The sequence below is a fragment of the Cohnella fermenti genome, from assembly GCF_004801405.1.
GTDB lineage: Bacteria > Bacillota > Bacilli > Paenibacillales > Paenibacillaceae > Cohnella > Cohnella fermenti.
Window position 1 is genome coordinate 15,798 of sequence record NZ_SSOB01000017.1, and the last position, 24,493, is coordinate 40,290.

Annotated in this window: 9 protein-coding genes; 3 read left to right on the forward strand and 6 right to left on the reverse strand. The window is 60.3% G+C overall.

The window, feature by feature from the left end:
* Nucleotides 1–118 precede the first annotated feature (118 nt).
* From E6C55_RS34185 to E6C55_RS14855, 4 genes are all read right to left on the reverse strand, one after another.
* Entirely contained in the window at nt 119–4,288 is a 4,170-nt protein-coding gene (locus E6C55_RS34185) for a DUF5722 domain-containing protein (RefSeq protein ID WP_136370590.1), read from the reverse strand.
* Nucleotides 4,289–4,359: 71 nt separating this feature from the next.
* The gene (locus E6C55_RS14845; protein WP_136370591.1) at nt 4,360–7,050 is read right to left on the reverse strand and encodes a DUF5722 domain-containing protein; all 2,691 of its coding nucleotides are present in this window, start codon (nt 7,048–7,050) and stop codon (nt 4,360–4,362) included.
* 1,303 nt (nt 7,051–8,353) lie between these two features.
* A complete protein-coding gene (locus E6C55_RS14850) occupies nt 8,354–9,340 on the reverse strand; it encodes an MsnO8 family LLM class oxidoreductase (RefSeq protein ID WP_136370592.1) in 987 nt (328 codons plus the stop codon).
* Nucleotides 9,341–9,472: 132 nt separating this feature from the next.
* Nucleotides 9,473–15,961 (reverse strand): S-layer homology domain-containing protein, encoded by a 6,489-nt coding sequence (locus E6C55_RS14855; protein ID WP_136370593.1) that lies wholly within the window; start codon nt 15,959–15,961, stop codon nt 9,473–9,475.
* 309 nt (nt 15,962–16,270) lie between these two features.
* Between E6C55_RS14855 and E6C55_RS14860 the strand changes: the two genes are divergently transcribed.
* Genes E6C55_RS14860 through E6C55_RS14870 form a run of 3 tightly spaced genes read left to right on the forward strand, consistent with a single transcriptional unit; the run spans nt 16,271 to nt 21,390 of the window.
* The gene (locus tag E6C55_RS14860; RefSeq protein WP_168735652.1) at nt 16,271–17,908 is read left to right on the forward strand and encodes a response regulator; all 1,638 of its coding nucleotides are present in this window, start codon (nt 16,271–16,273) and stop codon (nt 17,906–17,908) included.
* An 18-nt stretch (nt 17,909–17,926) separates the two neighbouring features.
* A complete protein-coding gene (locus E6C55_RS14865; protein ID WP_136370595.1) occupies nt 17,927–19,657 on the forward strand; it encodes a sensor histidine kinase in 1,731 nt (576 codons plus the stop codon).
* A 17-nt stretch (nt 19,658–19,674) separates the two neighbouring features.
* The gene (locus E6C55_RS14870) at nt 19,675–21,390 is read left to right on the forward strand and encodes an extracellular solute-binding protein (protein WP_168735653.1); all 1,716 of its coding nucleotides are present in this window, start codon (nt 19,675–19,677) and stop codon (nt 21,388–21,390) included.
* A gap of 785 nt (nt 21,391–22,175) precedes the next feature.
* On the opposite strand, the gene E6C55_RS14875 is transcribed toward E6C55_RS14870, so the two are convergent.
* Together E6C55_RS14875 and E6C55_RS14880 are read right to left on the reverse strand one after the other, a co-directional pair.
* On the reverse strand, nt 22,176–23,459 hold the full coding sequence (locus tag E6C55_RS14875; protein WP_136370597.1) for an ABC transporter permease: 1,284 nt from the start codon (nt 23,457–23,459) through the stop codon (nt 22,176–22,178).
* The gene (locus E6C55_RS14880) at nt 23,452–24,354 is read right to left on the reverse strand and encodes an ABC transporter ATP-binding protein (protein ID WP_136370598.1); all 903 of its coding nucleotides are present in this window, start codon (nt 24,352–24,354) and stop codon (nt 23,452–23,454) included. Before E6C55_RS14880 ends, E6C55_RS14875 begins: the two co-directional genes overlap by 8 nt.
* Between the last annotated feature and the right edge of the window lie 139 nt (nt 24,355–24,493).

The following is a 24,493-nucleotide window of genomic DNA, read 5'->3' on the forward strand; positions in this document are numbered from 1 at the left end:
CCACTTCCGACACCTTCTCTTCTGTACTGGCGATTGGGGCGACAGAGGCGGCTCCCGGGCCGCAGTCGTGCCTAGGCTTGGGAGCCGCCTCTGTTCGTACCGCTTCGCTTGCGTTTGTTTAATCGGTCAACCTAACATGATCCACCTGAAAATCCGACTGCCAAGCGATCGAGCTGCCGACAGCCCGGAACGAGATCTCAATCGATGTCACCGCGGAGCGGAACGCCCAGGCGGAGATGTCGGCGGCGATTGCGTTCCACGTATCCGGCGACATCGCCGCCGTATAGACGAAGCTCTCTTCGCCGCTCTTCAGCGTAAGCCGGGTCTCGTACGTTGCGCCCGGCACGCCGCCGTAAGAGTCGATGTCGTACGCCAGCTTGCTTGCGCCGCTCAGATCGAGCGGGCTCGCGAGCTCCAGCTTCGCCGATCGCCAGGCGTCGGCGGCGACGGCCTGCGAATGGGCCGCCAGCGCATATTGCCCTTCGCTCGGAGTCGTCGGGCCGTTCGCGAACGACGTGACGGAAGAGACGCTTGCCGTGTTGCCTCCCGCCGTCCAGCCTTGAACGTCCCCGTCCTCGAAGCCGAACGGCAGGGCGACGGGAACGGGCTTCTCCCGCAGGACGAACAAGAACTCCCGTCCTTCGTACTTCGCCTTCAGCACGGCATCCGCATCGTCTTGAGGCGTATAGCCGGTCACTTCGACCGAGAAGGTCTTGCTCTCGCCGGTGCCGAGATTGTTCAGCTTGACGGACTTCGTCTTCAACGTCAGGCCACCCGTCGCGCTGAACTCCAGCTTCTTGTTCAGCTTGGAGGAACCGTGGTTCGTCACGGTGACGGCAACGGTCGAGCCTGCGGCGAGCTCCTGCGCGAGCAGCTTCGCTTCGACCTCGACGTTGGGAAGCTTCGAATCGACCTTGACGTCCCGTTCGAACGACGCTTCATCGATGCGAAGCTCTCCGTTCCACGGCGAGCCGCCTTCCGAGCTCACCCAGATTTTGATCCGGTCGATCGCCTTCGCTCCCGTCCAGCCCTTAAGAGGAAGCGCCAGCCGCTGCCAGCCGGCCGACGGATCGAGCTTCGCCGTGCCTTCCACGCTGTCGTTGCCGCTGTAGACGATGAACTTCACATGGTACGAGAGCTTGGCATTGGCATTCGGAATCTGCACGGCGGCCGCGAAGTACGGCGACTTACGCGCGTCGACCGGAGCGGCGAACGTCTTCTGCACGCCGGCCCAATTGAGCCCGTAAGCGCTGCTCACCGTCGCCGACAGGTAGCCGTCCCCCTCGTACGCTTCGCCCGTTGCCGCCTGAACCGAGACGACCTCGTCGGAAGCCGCGAACCCTTCCGTGCCTCCCGATTCGAAGCTCCCTTCCGCCGACGGGTTGCCGCCGTTGCCGTTGTGGCCATTGTTCCCGTTATGCCCGTTATTGCCGTTATTGCCGTTATTGCCGTTATTGCCGTTATTGCCGTTGTGTCCGTTATTGCCATTGTTCCCGTTGTGCCCATTGTTTCCGTTGTGGCCGTTGTTGCCATTGTTGCCGTTGTTGCCGTTGCTGCGGCCCGGGCCGTCCTTCGGTCCCTCGTCGCGGCGTTCTTGCGCCAGGAACTCAAGGCCGTTCTCCTGCGGAAGAGGCCGGTCGGCCAGCTTCGCCGGATCGAAGCCCGGAATTGCGTCCGCCCAATTGCCGATGCCGATGATCGTCTTCGCGAACTCCGTCGCCTGGAGCGAACGCTCCGTGTCGATGTACTTGAACACGTCGTAGATCGCCTTATGCTCGCCCGGCGTGACAACCGTTCCGTCCGCATGTGTCCAGAGGCCGAGATTCAGCCCGCCTTCCTGGCCGTGGTCAACGTGGCGATGCAGAATAAACGCGTCGATTCCGTCGAGGAAGCGCACCTTGTAATAGGCGTAGGCGTAAGCGGCCGCCTGAATCTTCTGGTCCTCGTCCGAATTGGTCAAGCTGTGGAAGCCTTGCTCGGAGAGGATGATTCGGCGCATCGCCCCGTCGTACAAGTAATTCGTCTGTTTCATGTAATCCACGAGAACGTCCAGGTTCTTGAACGTGATGCGCTTCGTCTGGAAGGAATCCGTCGCCGTCTCGTCGTTCCAGAACGTCGGATCGAACAGATCCTCCGGATACGGATGGAACGCGATGTTCCAGCCGAACGCCCCTTCGGCGTTCGTCAGCTCGTTCAAGCGGTCGACAATCGCCTTGTTGTCGTACTTCCAGAGGGAGTCGCCGCCAAGGTTCTCATCCCAGAAGTGGTCGAGCGAGACGTACGTCCTCGCGTTCGCGTACTCGCTCTTGACGATCGTGTCGACAAGCCGCAGCGTCTGCGCATACTCCCGGACGTAATCCTCCATCTTCTTCGGCCCCATGTTGTTCCACACCATGTTCTGGCCGATCTCGTTGCCGACGATGTAGTTGACGGCGCGGCCGTGCTCCTGGCTCGGCAGCGAATAGCGCTCCGCGAGGAACTTGGTCACCGCCTTCACGTATTCGACGCCGACGGCGTTGGACGTGTTCAGCGCGTAGACCGTGCCGCCCGGCTGCGAATCCGGGTGGATCAAGTATTCGTTCGCAGAGCTCGCGTCCTTCGTGTCGTACATGATCAGAATAAGCGACACCAGGATGCCGTTGTCGGACAGGCTCTTGATCTGCCGGTCCAACGCCTCGATCCGGTCCTTGCGCAAGTAGTACGTCTTGCCCTCGACGTCATACGGAATCGTGTTGCCCGGATTGCTGTTCGCCTTGTACGTCAGCTCATTGTACGCGACGTTCAGCGCCGCGTGGCTGATGCCGAGCTCCTGGGCGTCCCCCGTCATCTGAACCTGCAGCCCCTTGATGCTCTTCGCCGTCGGGAACGGCTCGTTGTTGCCGGACACCGCTTCCGGATTGGTCACGTATTGCGGCGCCGCAACGAGAACGCATTCCCCGCCCTCCGCCTTCGCCGCCACGGCGAACTTGGAATAGAGCCGGCTTCGGTCGCCGTCGTTCAGATCTGTCTGGAAGGCGAACGCTTCGGTCAGCTCCGCGTCGGCCAGCGGCTCCTTCGCCGCCAGCGAGGCTTCCGCATCCTCGTAAGTCGCCAGCTCGAACAGATAGAGGCGAGCCCCCGGATTCGCCGCGAGGAATTCGGCATTCACCGTACCCGTGACTGCGATTCGCCCGTCCGCTCCGATGATCGCTTGCGCCGTGCCGTCATAAGGCTTCTCCAGCACCGGCAGCAGCTTCGGACGAATCTGGTCGATTCGCAGCGTCCCTTCCGTCGCAGGCACGAGGAAGCGGAGGGCCGTTACCGTCCCGCTCCATTCCGCCCGGTCCGAGAAGTTGAAGTCTTGAGCGAACGCGCCGGTCGTCGGGATCGCGAACGTCTTCGCTTGCGCGGCGTCCCAGCCTCCGTCTGCAGTCTTCCACTCAACCGTCAATTCGTCCGCCCCCGTCCCGTTCGTCATCGAGACCGACAGCCCGTTCCGCTTCGCCGTGTCAAGCGTCAGCTCGGGCGACTCGAGAATGCCCTCCCCGGACAGCGTATAGACGATTCCGCCTTCCGACCAGTCGACCGATCCGTTAGGCGAAGAGAAGCCTTCCGTATCCCCGGCCGCATCGAAGGTCAGATCGCGCACATTCGTCGCGCTTAACGAATCGATCTGGAAGCGGCCGTCCCAATAATCGTAACCAGGCGCCCCCGGAGCGACTCCTTCGAGATCGAAGTTCTGCATGAACGAGATGTCGATGCGGTCGACCGCCCCGCAGCCTGCCCAGTCGCCAAGCCGAATGAACACGCGGCTCCAACTGTCGTGCTCGATTTTGGCTATGCTCTCGTAGGTGTCGTCCCCGCTCGTTAGCGTTATTTTCAGCATGTAGTCGACCGCCTGCCACCCCCAACTGTTCGCCGCAAGCGCCAGGTACCGATAGCCGGACAGGTCGAGCGGCTCCGCGTACTCCCGGTAAATCGTCCTCCATTCGTACACCTTGACAGGCTGCGGCACCTGCTCCAGCACGCCCGCTCCCTCGTACGGCGAGTTCGGTCCGTTCAAGATGCTGGTCTTAAATACGACGCTGTCGGTGTTCGTTCCGGCCTTCCACTCCGCCACTTCCTCCGCCGTATTGAAGCCGTCGATCATCCGCGCGGGAAGCAGATCCTCTCCCGTGAAGACGTTGTCGGACGGCGTGAGGCCGGGATCGTACGAGCCCGCCGAGGCGGCCGCAGCCAGAACAAGCTGAAGCAGCAAAATCATGGACATAAGAGCCGAAATCTTGCGAAGACGTATGGAATGAGTCATGGGCAACCTCCCGATAATGACAATGATGAGGCGTTCAATTGTTCGATTCCGGCTTCCGCAACCGCGTTGGATCAGGCGCCGAAGCCGATCTGGTCGACTTGATACCTGGCGTTCCACAGAGCCGTCGAATTCGCGCTGAACCATATTTTGATCTTGTCGATGCTGCTCTTGTAGGCCCAACCGCCGATATCCATCGAGAACGCATTCCAGGTATCCGGCGTCATCTGCGCGGTGCCTTCGATGATATTCGCGCCGCTGTAGATCCGCACGGTCACGTTGTACTCGGTCGCCCCGGGAGCGCCTCCGTAGGAATCGATGGCGAACTGGAATTTGGGCGTTGCGGTTGCGTTGATCGGAGTGGCGAACGTCTTCGTGATTCCTTTCTCCGCTCTTGCTCCGCCTTCCGAGTCGCCCGTCGACGAGTTGTAGACATTGACCTCCAGCGCCTTGGACCCTGCGTAAGCGGTTCCCGGATTGTTCAGGAAGCCGGACACGACGCTCGCCGATTGCGAGTATTCCGAGATGACCCAACCGTCCGCCGACGTCTCGAAGCCGGATACGTTCGCCGTCGGCGAGATGGCCGTAACGGAGGTCAGGCTCCCGGCTGCCGGAGGCGTGCGGTCCGCAAGCTGCGACGCGTCGTAATTCGGAATGACGGACGCCCAGTCTGCAATGCCGATGATGCTCTTCGCGAAGTCCGTCACGGCGGCCGACTCGCTTGTATCGATCTTGCGGAACACATCGTAGATATACTTCTTATCCTTGGGAGCGGCCGGGAACGACTTGGTCGTATCCCGCGTCCAGAGCCCGAGATTCAGCCCTCCCTCGTCGCCGTGGTCGACATGCCGGTGCAGGATGAAGGAATCGATGCCTCCCAGGAACTTGGCTTTGTAATAGGAATAGGCGTAAGCCGCAGCCTGCGTCTTCTGGTCGGCCAAGGAGTTGCTCAGCGAGTGGAACCCTTGCTCGGACAGAATGATCCGGCGCTTGCTGCCGTTGTAGAGATAGTCGGAAGCCCCGATATAACCGGTCAGCACCTGCAGATTCTTGAAGTTGATGCGCACGGTGTTCGCGTTGTCGGTGACCGTCGTGTCGTTCCAGATCGTCGGGTCGAACAGATCCTCCGGATAAGGGTGGTAGGCGATGTTCCAGGGAATATTGCCTTCCGCGGCGATCTGGCGATTGAATTCGTCCAGCAGCGCCTTGCCCTTATACGTCTTGAGCGCATCTGTGCCGATGCTGCCGTTCCAGAAGTGATCGAGCGAGATATACGTCCGCCCGTTCGAGTAATACTTCTTCACGGCCGTCTCCGCAATGCGGTAAGCTCTGGCGTATTGCTCCACGAAGCTCTGCAGCGGCTTGTCGCCCATGTCGTACCAGTAATACGGCGAATTCACCTCGTTGCCGACGATGTAGTTGACCGCCCTGCCGTACTGCTCGTCGCTTCTGGTGTATCGACTGGCGAGGAACTCGACGCCGGCCTTCCAGTAGCGAATGCCGTCCGCATTCGTCGCATTGAAGGCAACGACCGTCCCGTGCCCGGAATAATCGGGATGGCGAAGCAGCGAATTGATCGTCCCCGTGTCGTTATAGAGAATCAGAATAAGCGTGACGACGACACCGTTGTCGGACAGCGTCTTGATGTCGTTATCCAGCTTGGTGACGGCGCTCTGATCGAAGTAGTAGGTCGTCCCGTCCATCGCGAACGGAATCGCCCCAGTCGCACTCTCGAGGAAGAGCTCATTGAACGCCACGTTCAGCGCCGCATGGCCGATCCCGAGCTTCTGAGCGTCGTCCACGTTCTGCACCTGAAGCCCCTTGATGGAAGACGCAGTCGGAAAAGCATACGTGTTGGCAGCATTGGTCACTTGGGTGACATACGCAGGCCTGGCGATCAGCTTCTTCGTTGTATGGTCGATGACGGCGAACTTGGAGTACACCTTGTCTCGCGAGGAGGCGTAACGGGCCGCGCCAAGGGAGAAGCTGGCGGTTCCGCCGCTCGGCGTGACGCTCTGTGTCGCTTGGGCCGTATAGGTTGCCGCGATGTTGTATTCTTCATAGGGCTGAAGCTCGATCAGATCCAGTTGGACGGCGGACGTCGTCGCATACGTCCCTTGGACGCCGATCTGGGTCGCATCCGCCGTTACCTGGGAGATCGCGCCCGAATAGGAAGCCGGATAGGCGGAGAAGCCCACATTGTCAAGCTGATGCCTTGCCGTCCAGGCGGACGAATACGTGACCGACCGGAACGCGACCTCGATCTTGGTGATGCTGGTGCGGTAGCTCCAATCGCTCAAGTCGACGCTGAGCTCGTTCCATTGATCGCCGGCGATGCTCTGGGTCGAGACCAGCGTCTGCGAATTGCTGTAGAACGTAATCCGCACCTGGAACTGCGTATGGCTGGAATTGATGCCGTACGTATTGAAGGCGCCGTGGAAGTAAGGACTCGCCGCGACGTTCAACCCGGCAGAGAATTCCTTGTAGATCGACCTCCACGACGTCCCGGCAGCCGCCGAGCTCGTCAATTCGCCCATCCGGTTGCCTGCGTAAGCCGTCCCCGGCGTGTTGACGCTGCTCGTTGCGTGGGAGAGCCCCGTCACGTTGCTGCCCCATTGCCAATTGTCGGTCCCCGTCTCGAAGCTGCCGATATCCGTCGCCAGTACGGCCGCCGAAGCCGACCTCGGGGTTCCCGGCGCCGTGAACGGCACCAGAACGGTCAAGATAAGCAATGCCATAAACCAACGGCTTGCTGTCTTCATCATGTTCCTCCTCCATCGATGGATTTTGAAGATGGATTGCGAAGCGAAGCGTGAACGATTCATGCGAACACCTGACCCGCGCCATGGCAAGCTCTCGGGCAAAACCCCCTTCGCCCCCTTCGTGCAACCGCTCTCAAGAAGAATTCTAAATATACATTAAACAATTTACGTATACTTACAAGTGTAATATATACTTTGTAATTGGATATTTCAAGCGAAGAATACAAAAGAAAACACAAAAAATTCTGCCCGCCCCAGCGGCCGACCATAAACGCCCCCAAGCATCGACACGGCGCCCCCTCAAACCCTTAAACACGAGGGATGTTGTCAGGTTCGAACTTTCTCATCCCGCCGAACGTTATCTCTCCTCCTCCTCCTCCTCCTCCTCCTCCTCGCGAGAAATTTTCCATATTATGGTCGAAGCAAGAGGTCCTCCCCCCCTTCTGGACGCTTATGCCTCTTCTCCCCTCGACTCAGGAACCTCCCCTTACCGATCATCTCCTTCGGTCTCACGTTGGCCTGTTGCCTGTTCCGCCTGCTCGCGGCGCCGAGCCGCCCTAACCTATCGCCGCGCATCGACCATCGCCGCTCTCTGACCGCCGCCGGGCTCTAATCCTCTCTTCTCTACTATCTACTATCCTTCCCACGCTCCCTTCTCCCTTCTCCCTTCTGCATGTGCGCATCCAAACTACTCTCTTCGACGAAGCTGTGCCGCACGTTGCTTCTGTGGGCAGTCTGGTTACTCTCTTGATCGTTTCTCCTCCGAAGTCCGTCCATGTGCGCTGCCCAACTGCTCTCTCTTCGTCGCCCCCTCTCGATCCATCGTTTCGTTGTCGCGTCGTTCCCTCATTCCCGTATCCCCTCATTCCCGTATTCCCTCCCGTCCCGACACCCTGTTTCGTTGATTCTCTCCCCGGCCCCCGGCAATCCCCGCCCTCTTCCGCTCGCGAACCGGAATATATGTGGTTTTTCACATTCATCTCCCCGCCTACTGGCCGGATTCGAGCAATGAATGTGATTTTTCGCATATATACCGCATTTCCGCACAGAAATTGGTCGATATATGCGGTTTTTCACATAAAACCATCCAAATCACCCGATTCCGCGGGCGATGAATGTGATTTTTCATATAAAATCCGCCGCCTGAGCGCCACTCGCAAGCCAATCGCACCAATTGCACCAACACACCAACCGCATCGATCGCAACCAAAAAACACGAAAAAAAAGCCCCGGCGCTCGGCCGAAGCTTCCTGTTGCACTCCATCGCATGCTAACGCGTTCTCATCTCTATTGCCGCTAAGCCCGCTCAGCTTCGCTCGCCCCGCCGACTCGCCTCCCGCTCCCGCCATTCCCGGGCGAGCAGCTCGTACGAGCGCAGCCGCTTCGCGTAGTCCGAGCCCATCGTCATGATCATGAACTCGCTCACTCCGTAGGCGGACGCCATCTCCTCCAGCCGATCAAGCAGCGGAGCCGGCGTGCCCACGAGGAGCCGGCGCGGCCGGTCCGGCCCGCCCTCCTCCTCCCCGTCGGAAGGGGGGCCTCCCTGCCGGAAGAAAGCCGCGCTCCTCTCGGCTTCGCGCTGCGCCTCCTCCTCCGTCTCCGCGCAGACGACGCCGATCGCAACGATCGCTCCGGCTTCCTTGCGCAGCGGCGAGGGCATGAACGCATCCCGGTACGACTTCAGGATCGGCGCTCCGTCCGATTCGCTCATGAACAGGCCGAACACATAGCCAAGCCCGTAGACGGCCGCGTATTCCGCGCTCTTCTTGTTCGTGCCGAGCATCCACACCTCGGGCTGCTCCGGCGGATTCGGCCTCGCGCCAACCTTCACGCCCTCATAGTGATAGCGATCCTGCAGCAGCGCCGTCAGTTCGCTCAGCTTCTTCGGCACCTTGCCGACATTGTCGAGGAAGTTGCCGCTGAGCGCCATGCTGGCGTGGGCATGACCGCCCGGAGCCCGTCCGAGGCCAAGGTCGATCCGCCCCGGGTACAGGCCGGCCAGCATCCGGAACGACTCCGCTACCCGCAGCGGACTGTAATGCGGCAGCAGCAGCGCGCCCGAGCCAAGCCGAATGCGCTCCGTGCGCGCCCCGATATGGGCGAGCAGCACGTCCGGTGCCGGGCAGGCCAGATGCTTCATGTCGTGATGCTCTGCGACCCAGTACCGCTCGTACCCCCACCGCTCCGCCGCCTCCGCCAGCTCGGCCGCCCGCGCAAGCGCGTGGGAATCGTCTTTATTCTCAAGTACCGGCACCAGGTCCAGTACGCTTAGCTTCATCGATGGTGTCGTCATGTCCGCTTGATCTCCTATTCGAGCTTCTCTTCATCCATGGAGGGGATGCCACTCGGCCCCCCTCTTAACATTATCGGCCGAAGAGCCTGTTCGTTAGAAGGATCATTTCGTATACTGTCGTTGTATCCCCTGCTAAATTCCGTTAATAAATTGAACGAATTGCAGGAAGCGTCCGAGCATGACGACGGCTTCGGCGCGGCTTGCGTTGGCTCCGGGATCGAGCTGCGTGTCCGATTTGCCTTGGACGATCCGAGCGGTCAGCAATTCGGCCAACGGCCCTTTCGCCCAAGCGCCGACAGAGCTTGCATCCGCGTATGCCCCAACAATCTCGTCTTGTTTATCCGCCACCTGAATCGATTGCTTTGCGTAGCTCATGGCTCCGGATATGATCACGGCCATCTGTTCGCGGGTGATGGCTTCGTTCGGATGGAACGAGCCGTCCGGATACCCTTTAACGATCCCTGCGTCGACCGCCGTCGCGATCGCTTCCGCGAACCAGTCGTCCTCGGTCACATCGCTGAAGGAGGTCCCCGTTCCCGAAGAATCCAATCCGAGGGAACGAACGACAAGTGCGGCGAACTCCGCGCGCGTAATCGGTTGGTCCGGCGAGAAGCTGTTCACCGCAGTCCCGTTAACAATTCGTTTGGCAGCCAGCAGCTCGATCTCCTTCCGCGCCCAATGCCCCTGGATGTCGGCGAACGATCTGCCGCTCGCGACCACCGTGTAGATGCTGTTCCCGTTCCGCTTCATCGTGACGGTCGTATCGTCTCCGTCAGGTTGGAAGACAGCCGGGACAAAATAGAACTCGCCCGTGTCCGGGTTAAACCGGACAGCGGTTGCTTGTGCCGGATCGACGCGGCCGGAGAGGGTGATCGATCGTTCGACATAGGTGCCGCCGAAGTCGGTTACCTCGATCGTCTGTCCGTTGGCCTGGGCGAAGACTCCGTAATCCAGTGAAGGGGCGAGCAGCTTCAGTCCCTCCTGGCTTGCCCGCACGGCGATTCGATCCGCCTGGCTGCCCGCGACTTCGCTCACCGCGACAGTCAAGACCAGTTCATCCGCTTCGACGCCAAGCCTCTTCGCCAGCCCCGCCAAGTCTAACGCATGCAGAGGGAGCGTATAGCTTCCGTTCTCTGTCAGGATGACGATCGCGGCGTCCGGCAATTCCGTCCCCGCTTCAACAAGCGCGGATGCCGGAATCGTCGCCTTGACGCTGCCGCCCTCCTCCCGCAGATCGATCGTTACCGAATGCGAGGCGGACGACCCTTCCGCCAGATAAGCGAACGCCGCCTTCAGACTCGCCGCATCCACTGCGGCTTCCGTCACGGCCTGGCCGTTCCCGTTCGTCGTCCGAACCGTCTTGACGGCGGAGGCCGCCAGCTTGACTCCGCTATCCGTCGGTTCAAACGCCGCTGTCGCAGGAGCTGTCGTCGAACCGCCGGCAGACGGGTTCGGGTTCGAACCCGAACCGGAATCCGACGAGACGGTCAGCTGGAATTGCTTCTCGATATTGCCGTCGGAGGACTTCGCCGTAATCACGGTGCTGCCGGCTCCAACGGCCGTGATCAGCCCCGAGGCGGACACGTAAGCCACGTCCGCATCTGCGGAAGACCACACAATTCTCTTATTGGCGGCGTTCGCAGGCGTGACCGCCGCCTCCGCCTGAAGGCTTGCGCCCGGTGCCAGTGCGATCCGATCAGGCGTGTTCGTCGTCAGACCCGCAACCCTCGCCGGGGCCTCGGCGGCGCTATTGGAGACGGTCACGCTGCCCAGAGCCAGCCACCCGTCCCCGCTCTGCTCGGCGTTGGCGAAGCTGAACTTCTTGGCGTCCGCATTAATCTGCTCCAGCGGATTGACGTAACGCATCAGAATGCGATAGCTTCCGTTGCTCAGCTCCGGATTGGACGTCGATTCGAACAGCTGATTGCCGTCGTATCCGTTCGTATTCGGAAGCACGCCCTTCAGATCCCAATCCGGCTCCCATATGTTCACGATGCCGCTGTCCGACTGGGCGGCAAGCTCGACTTTCCAACTGTAGTAGAACGGTGCTACACCTTTATTTTCCAACTCTATGCCTACCTTCAGGCTGCCGTCGGAAGCTTCCAGATAGGAGGCGGGCACGTAATATTCATAGCCCAGATCGCGGGAGCCTTCCGTCGCCCTTGCCAACGGTGCGGCTTCCAACGGCGTCTGGAACACCCCTTGGGCGATCAACCAGGACGCGTGGGTCAATTCGAGGCTGGTGTAGTAATCCTCGCCCTGGGCTCCCTCGATAGGCGCCGACGGTTCATTGTACTTGGGCGGATCGTTGTTCCACATCTTCAACTGAATCTCCGGCCGCATCTCTCCGCCCATGCTGTTCGTCTTCCAGAACTCGGTCGCCCCCGCGTCCTTCACGCGACCCCAGAAGTGCCAGCTCTGTCCCCCCAAGCTTGGCGGGAGCGTCTGGAAGGCGAAGGAGTCGTCATGGTAGCCGACATCGAAATTCCGGGTCGTCAACGTGCTGTTGTCCATCGGATATCGAAGCACAAGCTGCGTGCGGTCGAAGGCATCGTCCATATCGGCAAGAACCCGCTTCAGGTTGGCGTCGGTCGGCATCAGGTTCGGCGATTGGATGTTCCCGTCATAAGGATACGTGTGCCACTCTCCCCAGAAGCCGATTAATCCGATCATGATGAAGCCGATCCGGGGGTCTCCGTCATAACGCGCTCCGAGCGCGCCGATGAAGTTGTCCAATGCGCCGAGCAGCCGCTCATCGTTGTAATCGGGCGCTACGCTCGTCGCGTCCTTGCCGTTGTCGTACTCGTCGTAATCGTATGTGTTCAGCCCTTCGTCGAGAAGGAATTGCGGAATTCCCGACGGCTTGTTCGGATAGTCCAGGTACACCCGGAACACGGCCTGGTTGCCCCTGGACGCTACCGCCGCCAGCCGCTTATCCAGCTCCGTCCAATCGAAGTCGTCAAGGTTGTTCATCAGCTTGCTCAGCGGCAAGTAGAAGAACTCCAAACTGTACGGGAGCTGCGTCGGCCGATCTCGCCAATCGTCGCCTTCCTTGAAGTAGGCTTCCTCGGAGGCGTCGTAGAACGGCAGGAAGCCCTTCAGCGGATTGTCGACCGGAGCCTGGCGGTATTCCAGCTCATGCGTTCCTTCCGCCGTCGCCCAGGCCGGCGGGCTCGGCCGATCAACCGGTTCCGGCTCAGAGGGTCCCCCGCCCGATCCGCTTGTTCGACCCGCCAATGCGTACAATCCCAGGCGGTCGATGCTGAGAACGTTGTCGGCTTGATTGACAGGACCGAATCCGAATTGAATCTGCAGCACGTTGCTCAGCTCGAGCGAAGCGTCGCAAGCGCCGCAGCCCTGCCATTCGGATTGGGCGAACGCGCTCCACGGGATTCGAATCACGCCGTGATACCCCGCCGCGATCGACAGCGAACCGCCGCCGAGAACAGTCGGCTTCCAGCCGTCGGCCGCTTGATAGAAGACCACCTCTCCTCCCGCCTTCAAGGAGAACTCGCCCTTCGTGGCGTCGGTGACGATCGCGACGTTCAGGTCCATGCTCTTGCTGCTCGGCGAATCGTTGTTCACCCAGAAGGTAAGCCCGTCGAAGGCGGTCCAATCCGTATCCGTACCGGTGAACGCCGTGCGCTTGATGTTAACCCAATCGGCGATCGGCTTCCCCGAAGGAGGGGACACCGAGAGCTTCATCGCCTGGCTGCCGTCCGAGACGTTCGTCTTGTCGATCGTGCGAAGCGTGGAGGGCTCTCCGGACTCCCAATCGATCCGCCACGTGTTCTGCAGAGCGGCATCGTCCGCGTAGGATTCGAAGTCGTCCAGAATGCGGTCCGCCCGATAGAGCGTGATGTCGTCGATCGTGACGACGTTGTTCGGATAACCCGCCGGCGGGAAGCCGAACTGCAGCCCATTGACCTCGCCGAGCTCCAGCGCCGCCGCACAATCCGCCTGAACGCCGTCGCATTGCCAAGCGGATTGCACGAATTGATCCCAAGGAATGGCTACGACGCCTTGGAAGCCTGCCGGAACGGCAAGCGAGCCTCCGTTGAACGCTTCCGGCTCCCAGCTTCCGTCCGCCGCCAGAGTCATCGCCGATCCGCCTTCCCGCAATCCGAACTCGCCTCTGGAGGCCGAAGTCTCAAGCGCGACGTTTAAGCTGAAGTCCTTGTTGTCGCTGGCCGTGTTGTTCACCCAGAAGCTTAAGCCGTCGAACCCGGACCAATCCCTCTTGTCCGAGGGAATGGAATAGAGGACGTTCGACCAATCCGAATCCGCAATGGCCACCGACAGCTTCAAGCCCTTGCTTCCGCTCGCTTGGCCGAGCGTTCTCGCAACCGAGCCCGGCTTGTCGGACCACGCCTCCGTCCACGCCTGGGCGATGGCCGCATCGTCCGCATAGGACTCGAAGTCTTCGATGAGCCCCGGCGCATCCGACCCCGATCCCGAACCTGACCCGGAACCCGAACCCGATCCCGAACCTGACCCGGAGCCCGAGCCTGATCCCGTTCCCGACTCCTCGTCCGCTTCATACCGATCCGTAAAATAAATCTCGTCGATATAAACGGTGCCGGTCGTCCCCCACACGGCTTGGAAGATCGCAAGGCTCCAGATCGTCTGCGACAAGTCCACTCCGTTCGCCGACAGGTCGATCACGATATCCTTGTAGCTTGTCGTAATCGTATCTCCGCTGAATTGGCCGAGCGTTCTCGTCACGCCGCCGATCGTCAGGTTAAGCTGACTCTCCTCGCCGCCGACGGCTCCCTTGGCCCGAATGACCAGCTTGTTCGTGTCTTGAAGGTTGCGCCCGATGTTCGTCTCGAGCCGCGACATGTTCTGGTATTGCAGAACCAAGGCTCCGTCCTCGACAACCCCGGCGCCGCCCCCGTTCGCGAACCCGCTCGACCCGGTCCATTGGTTCAGGTCGTTCTGAGTGCTCCCGGACCATGCCGGCGTGCCGTCATAGTCGTCGACGAGCAGACGGACGGGCGGCGCCGGCGGCGAGGTCGGCGGCTCCTCGCACGAGGAAGCGCAGTCCCCGATCCGCACCGCTCCCAGATTCAGCCAGCCTGCCGAGTCCTGATCGGCATTCGCGAATCCGACCTTCTTCGCCTTGGAGCTGATCTCCTCCAGCGGATTGACGACCTTCATCACCAAGTAGTAGTAGCCGTCGTTCAGGTCCGGTGCGGGAATGGTCGTATCGTAATAATAGGGTTCTCCGAACGGGACGTACGTCGGATTCCCGGCAACCTCCCACTCCGGATACGTCCGGATCTGCGCCGGCATCACCTTCGTGATGTCCCATGACGTGTCCCATTGCTTCACGAGCTTCCCGGACGCATTCTTCACGCCCAGTTCCACCTTCCACGGATAAGCGAAGGGAGCGACTCCGTTGTTCTGAATGGAGACGCCGACCTTAAGCGGGTCCCCTTGGGCAATGTCGTTATAATAGGCGCTCTGAACCTGCAGATCGTAGCCCATCTTCCTCACGCCTGCGGCAACGGTCGCGTCGGCAGCGGAGTAATTGCTGATGCCGCCTTGGTTGATCATCCAAGTCGCATGAGTCAGCTCGATGTCGTCCAACGCGTTGTCGACGTTGGCGCCTCCGCTGAAGAAGCTGCCCTGAATCTCCGGGCGCACCTCTCCGCCGATGGACTCCGTGATCCACTTGTTCTCAAGGCCCGCATCCAGCATCTGGGTCATGAACGAATAGTAGGCTCCGCCCATGCTCTCCGGTTGCGTCACGCTCTGCAGCGGGTCGCCTTCCTTGTAGCCGAAGGAATCGTCGTGATAGCCGATATCGTAATCGCCTGCATTGGCCAGGGCGGGATAGCGGACCTCCAGCTTGGTCTGGTCGAAGGCATCGTCATATGCGGAGAAAATCGTGTTGATCGTCGTCTCGTTGGGCATGTAGTTCGGATAGCTGTCCTGAGTGGTGTCCGTGTCGTACGGGTAGGTATGCCACTCCCCCCACAGACCGACGAGGCCCATGTGGATGTATGCGATCCGCGGGTCTCCGTCGTATCTGGCGCCGAACGCCGCAATGAAGTTGGTCAGGTACTCGACCATCTTCGGATCGTCATAGTCCGGCTCGTCCTGGTTAAAGACCTCGTTATGCCGGATCGCGACGCCGCTGTCGTGAATAAATTGCGGCAGGGCATCCTCTTTGTCCGGATATTCAAGATAAACTCTGATCGCCGCCTGGTTCCCTCTCGCGGCAATCGCGTTCAAGATCGGCTCGATGCCGGAATCGAAGGTGAAGGAATTCGGGCCGTCCATCACCGCTTTGAGCGGAACATAGAACCATTCCAGACTATGCGGGAAGGACGTCTCCGTCTCCCACGGATAGAAGGGCGCGAAGCCCTTAAGCGGATTGTCCAGCGGGCTTGGACCAGCCGCCAGATCGTGCTTGGCCAGCGCCAAGTCCGCCGCCGGACTCGGATACGGATTCGTCGGCACGCGCGGCGAATCCGGGCTTGCGGAACCTTCGCTCGCGGAAGCTCCGCTTGCGGCATTCGCCAGCAGCGTGCTCAGCAGCATACAGAAGATAAGGAAAACATTGAAGACATTAAAAGAAGCCTTGCTCCTGTCGCTTGCGGATAATCGATTCATTGAGATCCTCCCAATCTTGCCTATTCCCGGGTTCAGCCTCTGTCAACCTCTCCGGAACCCAAGGTACCTTAACCATAGATCAGAGAATCGTCGGGAAGAAACACCACATGTTTAAGATCGGGAACCGAATTCTTAAGGTTGGCGACAACTGCATGCTCCGATCTTAAGATTCGGACCCCATACTTAAGATCCGCTTCCCAGGCAAGTGCGTTGCCTCCATAATAGAAGCGAATGCCGTCCGGACTGGCGGCGCGCGCGCGATCAACCGGCCACCGGCAAGGGGCGGGGACCGGATCGGGGGAGTATCGCATGTACGACCTGCTCATCGTCGACGACCATTCGCACCTCGTGGACAGCCTCGAACGCAATATGCCGTGGAAGACGCTCGGCATCGGCAAGATTCACAAGGCGCTGTCCGGCGAAGAGGCGCTCGAATACTGCAAGAGCTATCCCGTCGACATCATCATCACCGATATTCGCATGCCGGGCATCTCCGGCCTTGAACTGATCGAACAGGTTCGGAAGTACGATAAACGCTTCAAGAGCATCCTGCTGTCCGGTTACGGCGAGTGGGAGTACGCGCAGGAAGCGATCAGACAGCAGGTTGACGGCTATCTGCTCAAGCCGGCCGATCACGAGGAACTGGCCGACATGCTGCGCCGGCTCACGGAAGCGCTCCGCCTCGAATGGGACGAGCGGGGCAGGCAGGCGAAGGCGATGAACATGCTGCGGCAGCATATGCCGCTCTTCCGCGAGAAGCTGCTTGTCGAGCTGCTGCAAGGGAAGAAGCTGCCCGCCGCGCTGCTTGAGGAGAAGCTGGCGTATTATCAACTGCCGTTCCGTCCGAACGACGAGACGGCGCTGTGCCTGCTCCGCATCGAGTCGTCCGCGGGGGAGCTGAACTGGCAGGACCAGTCGCTGCTCGCTTCGGCCGTCGTCAATATCGCCGAGGAGACGTTCTCGGACCTGTTCCATGTCTGGCACGGACGCGATCCGTACGAGCATGAGGTGTTTATCCTCAAGGCTCGGGAAGAGACTTGGCTGGCGCAGGAACCGCAGCCGGAACGCGCGCGGCAGCAATCCCTCGAGCATCTGGCGTCCAAGCTTCAGCATCACGTACGGCATTTTCTCAGAAGCGGCATCTCGGTCGTCGTGAGCGGTTGGCAAGCCATGGCTCTCGGCCTGCGCGGGACGTACCGCGATTCGCTGTCCGTCTTCGCCCGGCATCTCGGCGGCGAGACGGATCTGTTCATCCGGCTGCACGAGGCCAACGTGCCCGAGATGCCCTATCGCGTCCACAGCTTGTACGAGTCGCCCACGCTGCTGCAACTGTTCGAGATCAGCCGGTGGGAGGCGATCTCCGCCAAGTGGAACGCCGTCTTCCTCGAAGTCGCGGACAAGCGGATGGAGTCGCGGGAGACGCTGCTCGAGCTTTATTATCACGCGATGAGCTCATTCGTTTTTTTCGCCCACAAGAACGGGCTTCGCCTGCTCGACCTTCTCCCGTCCGAGCCGGGCGGGTCCGACGATGCCTCCCGCTTCCGCCATATGGGCCAACTGCAGATGTGGGTGGAGCGCACGCTTGAACGGCTGCGGGAATCGACCAAGAGCGAATGGAACGACGAGCAGGCAGCGCTCATCCGCAAGGTTCGGCAATTCATCTCGGACCGGCTCGCAGACGCCACGCTGCAGGCGGCCGCGGATCACGTCGGCTTGCACCCGGCGTACCTGTCCGCCCTCTTCAAGAGCAAGACGGGCGAGAACGTCAGCGATTATGTGTACAGATCGCGCATGCAGCGAGCCGGAGAGCTGCTCGTCGAGCAGCCCGGACTTCCCGTCAGCGACGTCGCGGCGGCGATCGGCTATCATAAGCCGCAATACTTTATCAAGCTGTTCAAGGAGCATTACGGACTGACGCCCCTGGAATATCGACACCAATCCTCCTGACTGAACGGGGACGCTCTCATGAAGCTTACGATTTTCGCCAAAATCGTTCTGGTCATCTGCCTGCTCCTCGCCTCCACGCTGCTGCTGTACTACTTGACCAACCGTTCCGGCGTGCGGCTCGTCAAGCAGGAGATTCAGCGCGTGAAGCTGAACGAGCTGAGCTTCCTGGCCGGCGACATCGATAACAATCTGTCGAAGATATCGTCCTTCAGCGATCTGCTTGTGCTCGACAAGGACGTGAGGCTGCTCGCGACCCCTTCCATGCTTGAAGGGGACTTTGAGCTGAACAAGCTGAAGCTCAGAGTGTCGGACAAGCTGAACCTGCTTCACGCCCTGAACAATTGGAACGCCGAGTTCACGGTCGTCTACGCCGCTCCGGACGCCTCGTTCTCTCCTCTGACCCCGGCAAGGCCAAGCGACTTGTATCTGGAGAAGCACTTCCGCCCGTTCTGGCAATACGAGCAAGCCGATGACGGCGCGTATCTGACGTATTACCTCGCTCATCCGTATACGTTCCGCTTCGATCCGGAAGAGGTGATCTATGTCGTCAAGGCCAGAATCGACACCAGGAACGTGCTCGATTACCTGGAACGCGCCAAGGGAACGAACGAGCACGGCCCCCTGCTGTTCTCGGCAGCCGGAGACATACTGGCCGGCGATGCGGAGCGGCTGCCCTTCATTCGCGAGCTGGTCGGGCAGATTCCGTTCGGGGAGCAGACAAGCGGCAACCGCCTCATCAAGCTGGACGGGAACCAATACCTCGTCAACTTCTCCGCGCTGGACAGCTTCAAGGATTGGTACGTCGCGGATTACACGCCCATCAACGAGGTGCTTAACCCGATCTACGCCAACCAGCGCCTCTATTATTTCTCCAGCGCCTTCCTGCTGCTGTTCAGCCTCCTGCTCGCCCTTCTGCTGTACCGCGACGTGCAGATCCCGATCCGCAAGCTGATCTGGGGCGTCAAGAAGATCACCTCCGGCCAATACGCAATTACGCTGAGTCGGCGGAGCAACGACGAGTTCGCCTATCTGTTCGACCGCTTTAACGAGATGTCGCGGGAGATCAAGGAGCTTATCGAGAAGGTGTACCTGGAGCAGATCCGCTCCAAGGAGGCGAAGCTGCGGCAGCTTCATTCCCAGATTCAGCCCCACTTCCTGTACAACTCGCTTGCGTTCATCAAGAGCATGGCCGAGCTCGACGAGAAGCAGGCCGTTATCGATATGGCCATGAGCCTCAGCCGCTACTTCCGGCAGTCCATCAAGTTCGAGAACACGTTCACGACGCTGCGGGAAGAGCTTGATCTCGTGCGGATGTACCTGACGATCCAGAGCCTGCAGTTGGACCGCTTCGTCTTCGCCATCGATGTCGAGGAGCGGCTGCTTGACCTGCGGGTGCCGAGATTGCTGCTGCAGCCGCTTGCGGAGAACGCCATCCTGCACGGCATCGAGAAGCTGCGCACAATCGGGGATATTCGGATCGCCGGCCATACGGATGGAGATTGCTGCGTGCTGAGCGTGGCGGACAACGGCCTCGGCGTCGACCCCGCCCGCCTGGCCGCGCTGCGCCAGGCGATCTGCTGCGGCTCGGACACGAATGTCGCATGGGCGCTTCACAATGTATACGAGCGCATGAGCGCGCTGCTCGGCCCGGACGCCCGGATGGAGCTGGCCAATGGAGCCTTGGGCGGGCTTCAGGTGACTCTGCGATGGAGGATTGTGCGCGCAGAAGCGGAGGAGGCGGGAGCATGAGCAGAGGAGGCGGACGCATGGGAAAATTAAGATGGCTGCAACAGACGGGACTGTTCGGGCTCGCGATCGTCTTGTTCGTCGTCGTGATGGCCTTCTCCTTCGTGTACTGGGAGGATCGAACCGCGAATCCGGATCTCCCGCAAGAGACGCCGACGCCCGCAGAGCCATCCCCTGCATTCGTCGAAGGGAGATACGAGCCGACGGCCGTCCTGACGACCGTGGGGCATCTGTATCCGGACATCAAGTTCAAGAACGGCGAGGATCTGCAGAACAACGTGCTGACCCGGCTGTTCGAGGAGAAGCTCGGCATCAAGGTGAGCTATCTCTGGACAACGACAGGAGACGAGGACGTCTATATCAATAAGCTGAACACGTCGATAGCGGCCGGCCAATCGCTTCCCGACATCGTGACGTTCAAGGGCGGCCAGAACCTCTATCCGCTGCTGCGCTCCGGCGCGTTCCGCGACGTCGGTCCGCTGTTCGAGCGGTACGCCTCGCCCAAGTGGAAGGCGGCCATGGCCCAGGCGCCCGAGGCGTGGGACCGGTATACGATCAACGGCAAGAAGCTGGCCGTGCCGATTCTCGACGGCAAGATGAACTCGAACGAGGTGCTGTACATCCGGCAGGACTGGCTCGACAAGCTCGGCCTTAAGGCGCCCTCCACCCTCGAGGAGATGGAGGCGGTCATGGACGCGTTCGTGCGCGGAGACCCGGACGGCAACGGTCTGGACGATACGTACGGGCTCAGCCTCAGCGTCAAGAACTCGTTCTTGAAGTGGATGTCGGACGCGGGCTTTGTCTTCGGCGCTTATGGGGCGTTGCCGGATATCTGGAGCATAGGGGAAAATGGGAGGCTGGTCTACGGTTCGGTCCAATCGAGCATGCGGGAAGGCTTGACGACGCTGAGACGATGGATGGAACGCGGCTATGTGCCGAAGGATGCCGAGATCGTCGACGAGCTTCAGGCGACGGAGGCGTGGACGCAAGGCAAGGCCGGCATGATCGTGGCTCCGCTGTGGGCGGCGGGATGGCCGCTCGGGAACGTGGCCGCGAACGTGCCGGGCGCGAGCTTCGACGCCTATCCCATTCCTTCCGGTCCCGGCGGCTTGTCCGGCACGCGCGGCACGCCATCGGAATACGGGGCCATCGCCATCAACGTCGACATGGAGAACCCCGAGATTTTCTTCCGTTATATGAACTTCGTCTACGACAACTTCATCGATCCGCCCGCCGATTCGCCCTATTCGTGGGGCATCGCGGAGGGCTACGACTTCGGCTATGCGAACGGCAAGCCGACCTTCCGGGAGGACGAGGTGCCCGGAGGACTCGCCGATCCGCAGAAGTACCTGCTGAGCCTGTCTCTCCCTTCGATCCCGAACCTGCTGAGCGAGTCGATCGCCCGCATCAACGGCGGCGCGGGCGCCCGGACGTCTTACGACATCAAGAACAAGCTGCTGCGCACGCCGCAGGAGCTGAAGGGCTGGACAATCGTCGAGAGCAACCCGTCCGTCTACAAGACGGACGCCTTCACGGGCGCGCCGACGCCGACCATGGAGAAGATCGGAGACGCGCTCGACGAGATGCTTCACGACGAGATGCTCAAGATCGTCTACGGCCAGGAGCCCGTGTCCGGCTTCGACCGCGCCGTCACGAGATGGTACGAGCTGGGGGGCGAGGAGATGACCGAGGAAGTGAACGAGTGGTACTCCTCTCTGGAGACGGAGCGTTGGTAGAGGAGGGGCGCATGGACATCCACAGGCCCAATCAAAGAAGAAGGCTGCGCAGCTAATCTGCGTCAGCCCGAACTATCTCTGTTCGATATTCAAGAAGGCGGCTTGGTTGGGAGGCAATCGAGGCGTTTTAGAGGTTTTTAGCATATATCCAGCACCTCAAGCCGGAATTCCCTCCACGAATGTGATTTAATACGAAAATTAAGTCTCGCTAATGGCGGTCTGTACCGGATTTAGACAGAAAAGTCCCACCACCGTCTAGCACCGTCCCGACGCGGTCGGCATGTTGGTGAGTTGGCGAGTCGGCGAGTTTATTTCTATATTATGGTGGATAGAGTCGCTATCCCCCTTCTGAACCCTTATGCCTCTTCTCCCCTTGGATCAGGAACCTCCGCTTGCCGATCATGCCCTTGGGTCTTAGGACAGCCCATTCCCTTTGCACCTCCTTATCCTGAACGAAAGGGAGAAGAGACCTAATGCCGCCAGAGGGAATAGACGCCTGGGGAGTTGGAAGCGATGCCGGGCGGGATGGCAAGTGGAACGAACAGTCGATAGGCGGGTTTTCCGCTCATCTCCCTCTCCAACTGTTGTACAGGTTTCTCGCACATCCTCCCCTCCTACCGCCTCTTCGGAGCGTCGTTGTACGGGTTTCTCTACTAACTCCGCTCCTCCTGCCTCTCCGCAGTTGGCTTTTCATCACTGCGGATGGCCGCATACGGAAAATTTTCATGGTAGGGGGTGACAACTGTCCTTGTTGTCATAGAGGTTTTTCGCATAAATCCCGATCATCAAACCTTGTACGCCTTCATCGCCCGCCTAAGCTCGGCAATCGTCGGTCGCTTGCCGTACATGAGCACGCCGGTGCGGTAGATCTTCGCGGCCAGCCAGCCGATGGCGAGGATGCTCGCGAGCAAGATGCCGACGGACAGCGCGATCTCCCACCAGGCCGGCTCGGCGAGGCCGATGCGCAGGAACAGCAGGAACGGCGAGAAGAACGGAATGTAAGAGCAGATCGTGATGAAGCTGCTCTCCGGGCTGTTCATGCCGAAGATCGCGATGTAAAAGCCGGCCAGCGTGATCATCGTGATCGGCAGAACCGCCTGGCCGAGGTCTTCCGTGCGGCTCACGAGGGAACCGATCGAGGCGAACAGCATCGCGTAGAGGAAGAACCCCGCCAGATACATGAGCACCGCGAAGACCAGCAGCAGCGGATCGACGTTGCCGAAGTCGATGCCGAGCGACAGGAAGCTGTCTTTGTTGTGCGGCAGAGTCAGGTTCAACACCGCCACTCCCACGAACACGACCAACTGCACGACGGCGACGACGAACGTGCCGAGCACCCGCCCGAACAACTGCTGCAGCGGAGCGACGCTCGTTACGAGAATCTCCATGATGCGCGAGCTCTTCTCCGATGTGATCTCCGAGGCAATCATCTGCCCGGACACCATGACGGACATGAAGAGCAGGATCAGGATGACGTAAGTCAGCAATAGCGCCGTATCCCGCTCCTCCTGGGTCTTGCCGGTGCCGTCCAGCTCATCGAGACGGATCGAAGAGAACGAGATCGGAGCGGTGAGCTTGGCAAGCTGCTCCTGCGTCAGGTTGGCGTCCTTCACCGCGGCATCGGTCTTGACCGCTTGCAGCGACGCTTGAAGCTGCTGCGAGGCGTCCGTGGACAGTTGCTTCTTGGACAGATAGGTAACGCTTGGGAAGCTTGCGTCGCCGGTCGTCACGAATTGCAAGTAGCCTTTGATCATCTTCTCTTCAATCGCCTGCCTCAGCGCCGCCGTGCGGCCGGCCTCGTCCGCCGGCGTCTCGACCGGCACGAGCTCGACCTTGGGCTCCGGCAGAGCGGAGAGAACGGCGGACAGCGATGTCACCAGGTCCGCCTGCTCCGACTGGGCGTAGCCGACCTTGACCGGGCCGCCTCCCTTGGCCATCTTGTCGATCAGATAAGGAAGATTCGAGCCGACGACCAGCAGCAGCGCGATCAGAATCGTCAGGATCAGGAACGACTTCCCGCGCAGCTTCGTCCTCATCGTGAAGCTCATGACGGTCCACAGGTTATTCATGACGGTCACCTACCGTTCGGATAAAGATCTCGTTAAGGCTCGGCTCCATGAGCTCGAAGCGGCGAACCGGCCCCTGGGCCAGCGCGTGCTGAAGGATGCTCTGGGCGACCTCCGGCCTCGTGATCCTCAGCTCGTAGCCGTGCTCGTGCTTCGTCAGCGAAGTGACGCCCGTCAGCTTGTCCAGGCCCTGCACCTCGTGCTCGGCGGCCAGCAGCACCCGCTCCATCGGGAACTTCTTCTTGATCTCCTTCACCGGACCTTGCAGCACCGGACGCGACTTGTGCATGATTGTAATGTTGCGGCACAGCTCCTCGACGTGCTCCATCCGGTGCGTCGAGAACAGGATGCTTGTCCCCTTGTCACGCAGCTCCTTCACCGTCGCCTTCAGCAGCTCCACATTGACCGGGTCGAGTCCGCTGAACGCCTCGTCGAGCACAAGCAGCTTGGGGCTGTGGATAACCGCCGCGATAAATTGGATTTTCTGCTGATTGCCCTTCGACAGCTCTTCCATCTTCTTGTCGTAATGCTCCGGAATATCGAAGCGCTCCAACCAGCGCTTAAGGCTGCTGTCGGCATCCTTGCGGGACATTCCGCGCAATTGGCCCAGATAGGCCACCTGTTCGCTGACCTTGATCTTCGGATACATGCCCCTCTCCTCCGGCAGATACCCCATAATCGGGAGCAGCTCCCGGCTGTAGGACTTGCCGAAGTACGAGACCGTGCCCGCATCCGGCATAATAAGGCCCAGCACCATTCTCATTGTCGTCGTCTTGCCCGCCCCGTTGGCGCCAAGCAAGCCGTAGATTTCCCCTTCGCCGACCTCGAAGCTCAGACCGTTCACGGCCGTTCGATCGCCGAACTGCTTGACGATGTGGTTCACGACTAACCGCTGCATCTCTCTCCTCCTTTGATTCGGCGCAGGCGCGCCCTCTCTATCTTAACTTATATTCTCCAATCGTTCGTTTAATTTTTGATCAAATTTCCATTCTATTCTCCCATGCCCTATAATCAGCATAACGAAGCTGCGCCAGACG

Bases quoted from the DNA above. Each gene is read 5' to 3' on its own strand.
- E6C55_RS14850 (WP_136370592.1), bottom strand. From the start codon at position 9,340: ATGACGACACCATCGATGAAGCTAAGCGTACTGGACCTGGTGCCGGTA.
- E6C55_RS14845 (WP_136370591.1), bottom strand. From the start codon at position 7,050: ATGATGAAGACAGCAAGCCGTTGGTTTATGGCATTGCTTATCTTGACC.
- E6C55_RS14855 (WP_136370593.1), bottom strand. From the start codon at position 15,961: ATGAATCGATTATCCGCAAGCGACAGGAGCAAGGCTTCTTTTAATGTC.
- E6C55_RS34185 (WP_136370590.1), bottom strand. From the start codon at position 4,288: ATGACTCATTCCATACGTCTTCGCAAGATTTCGGCTCTTATGTCCATG.
- E6C55_RS14865 (WP_136370595.1), top strand. From the start codon at position 17,927: ATGAAGCTTACGATTTTCGCCAAAATCGTTCTGGTCATCTGCCTGCTC.
- E6C55_RS14880 (WP_136370598.1), bottom strand. From the start codon at position 24,354: ATGCAGCGGTTAGTCGTGAACCACATCGTCAAGCAGTTCGGCGATCGA.
- E6C55_RS14860 (WP_168735652.1), top strand. From the start codon at position 16,271: ATGTACGACCTGCTCATCGTCGACGACCATTCGCACCTCGTGGACAGC.
- E6C55_RS14875 (WP_136370597.1), bottom strand. From the start codon at position 23,459: ATGAATAACCTGTGGACCGTCATGAGCTTCACGATGAGGACGAAGCTG.
- E6C55_RS14870 (WP_168735653.1), top strand. From the start codon at position 19,675: ATGGGAAAATTAAGATGGCTGCAACAGACGGGACTGTTCGGGCTCGCG.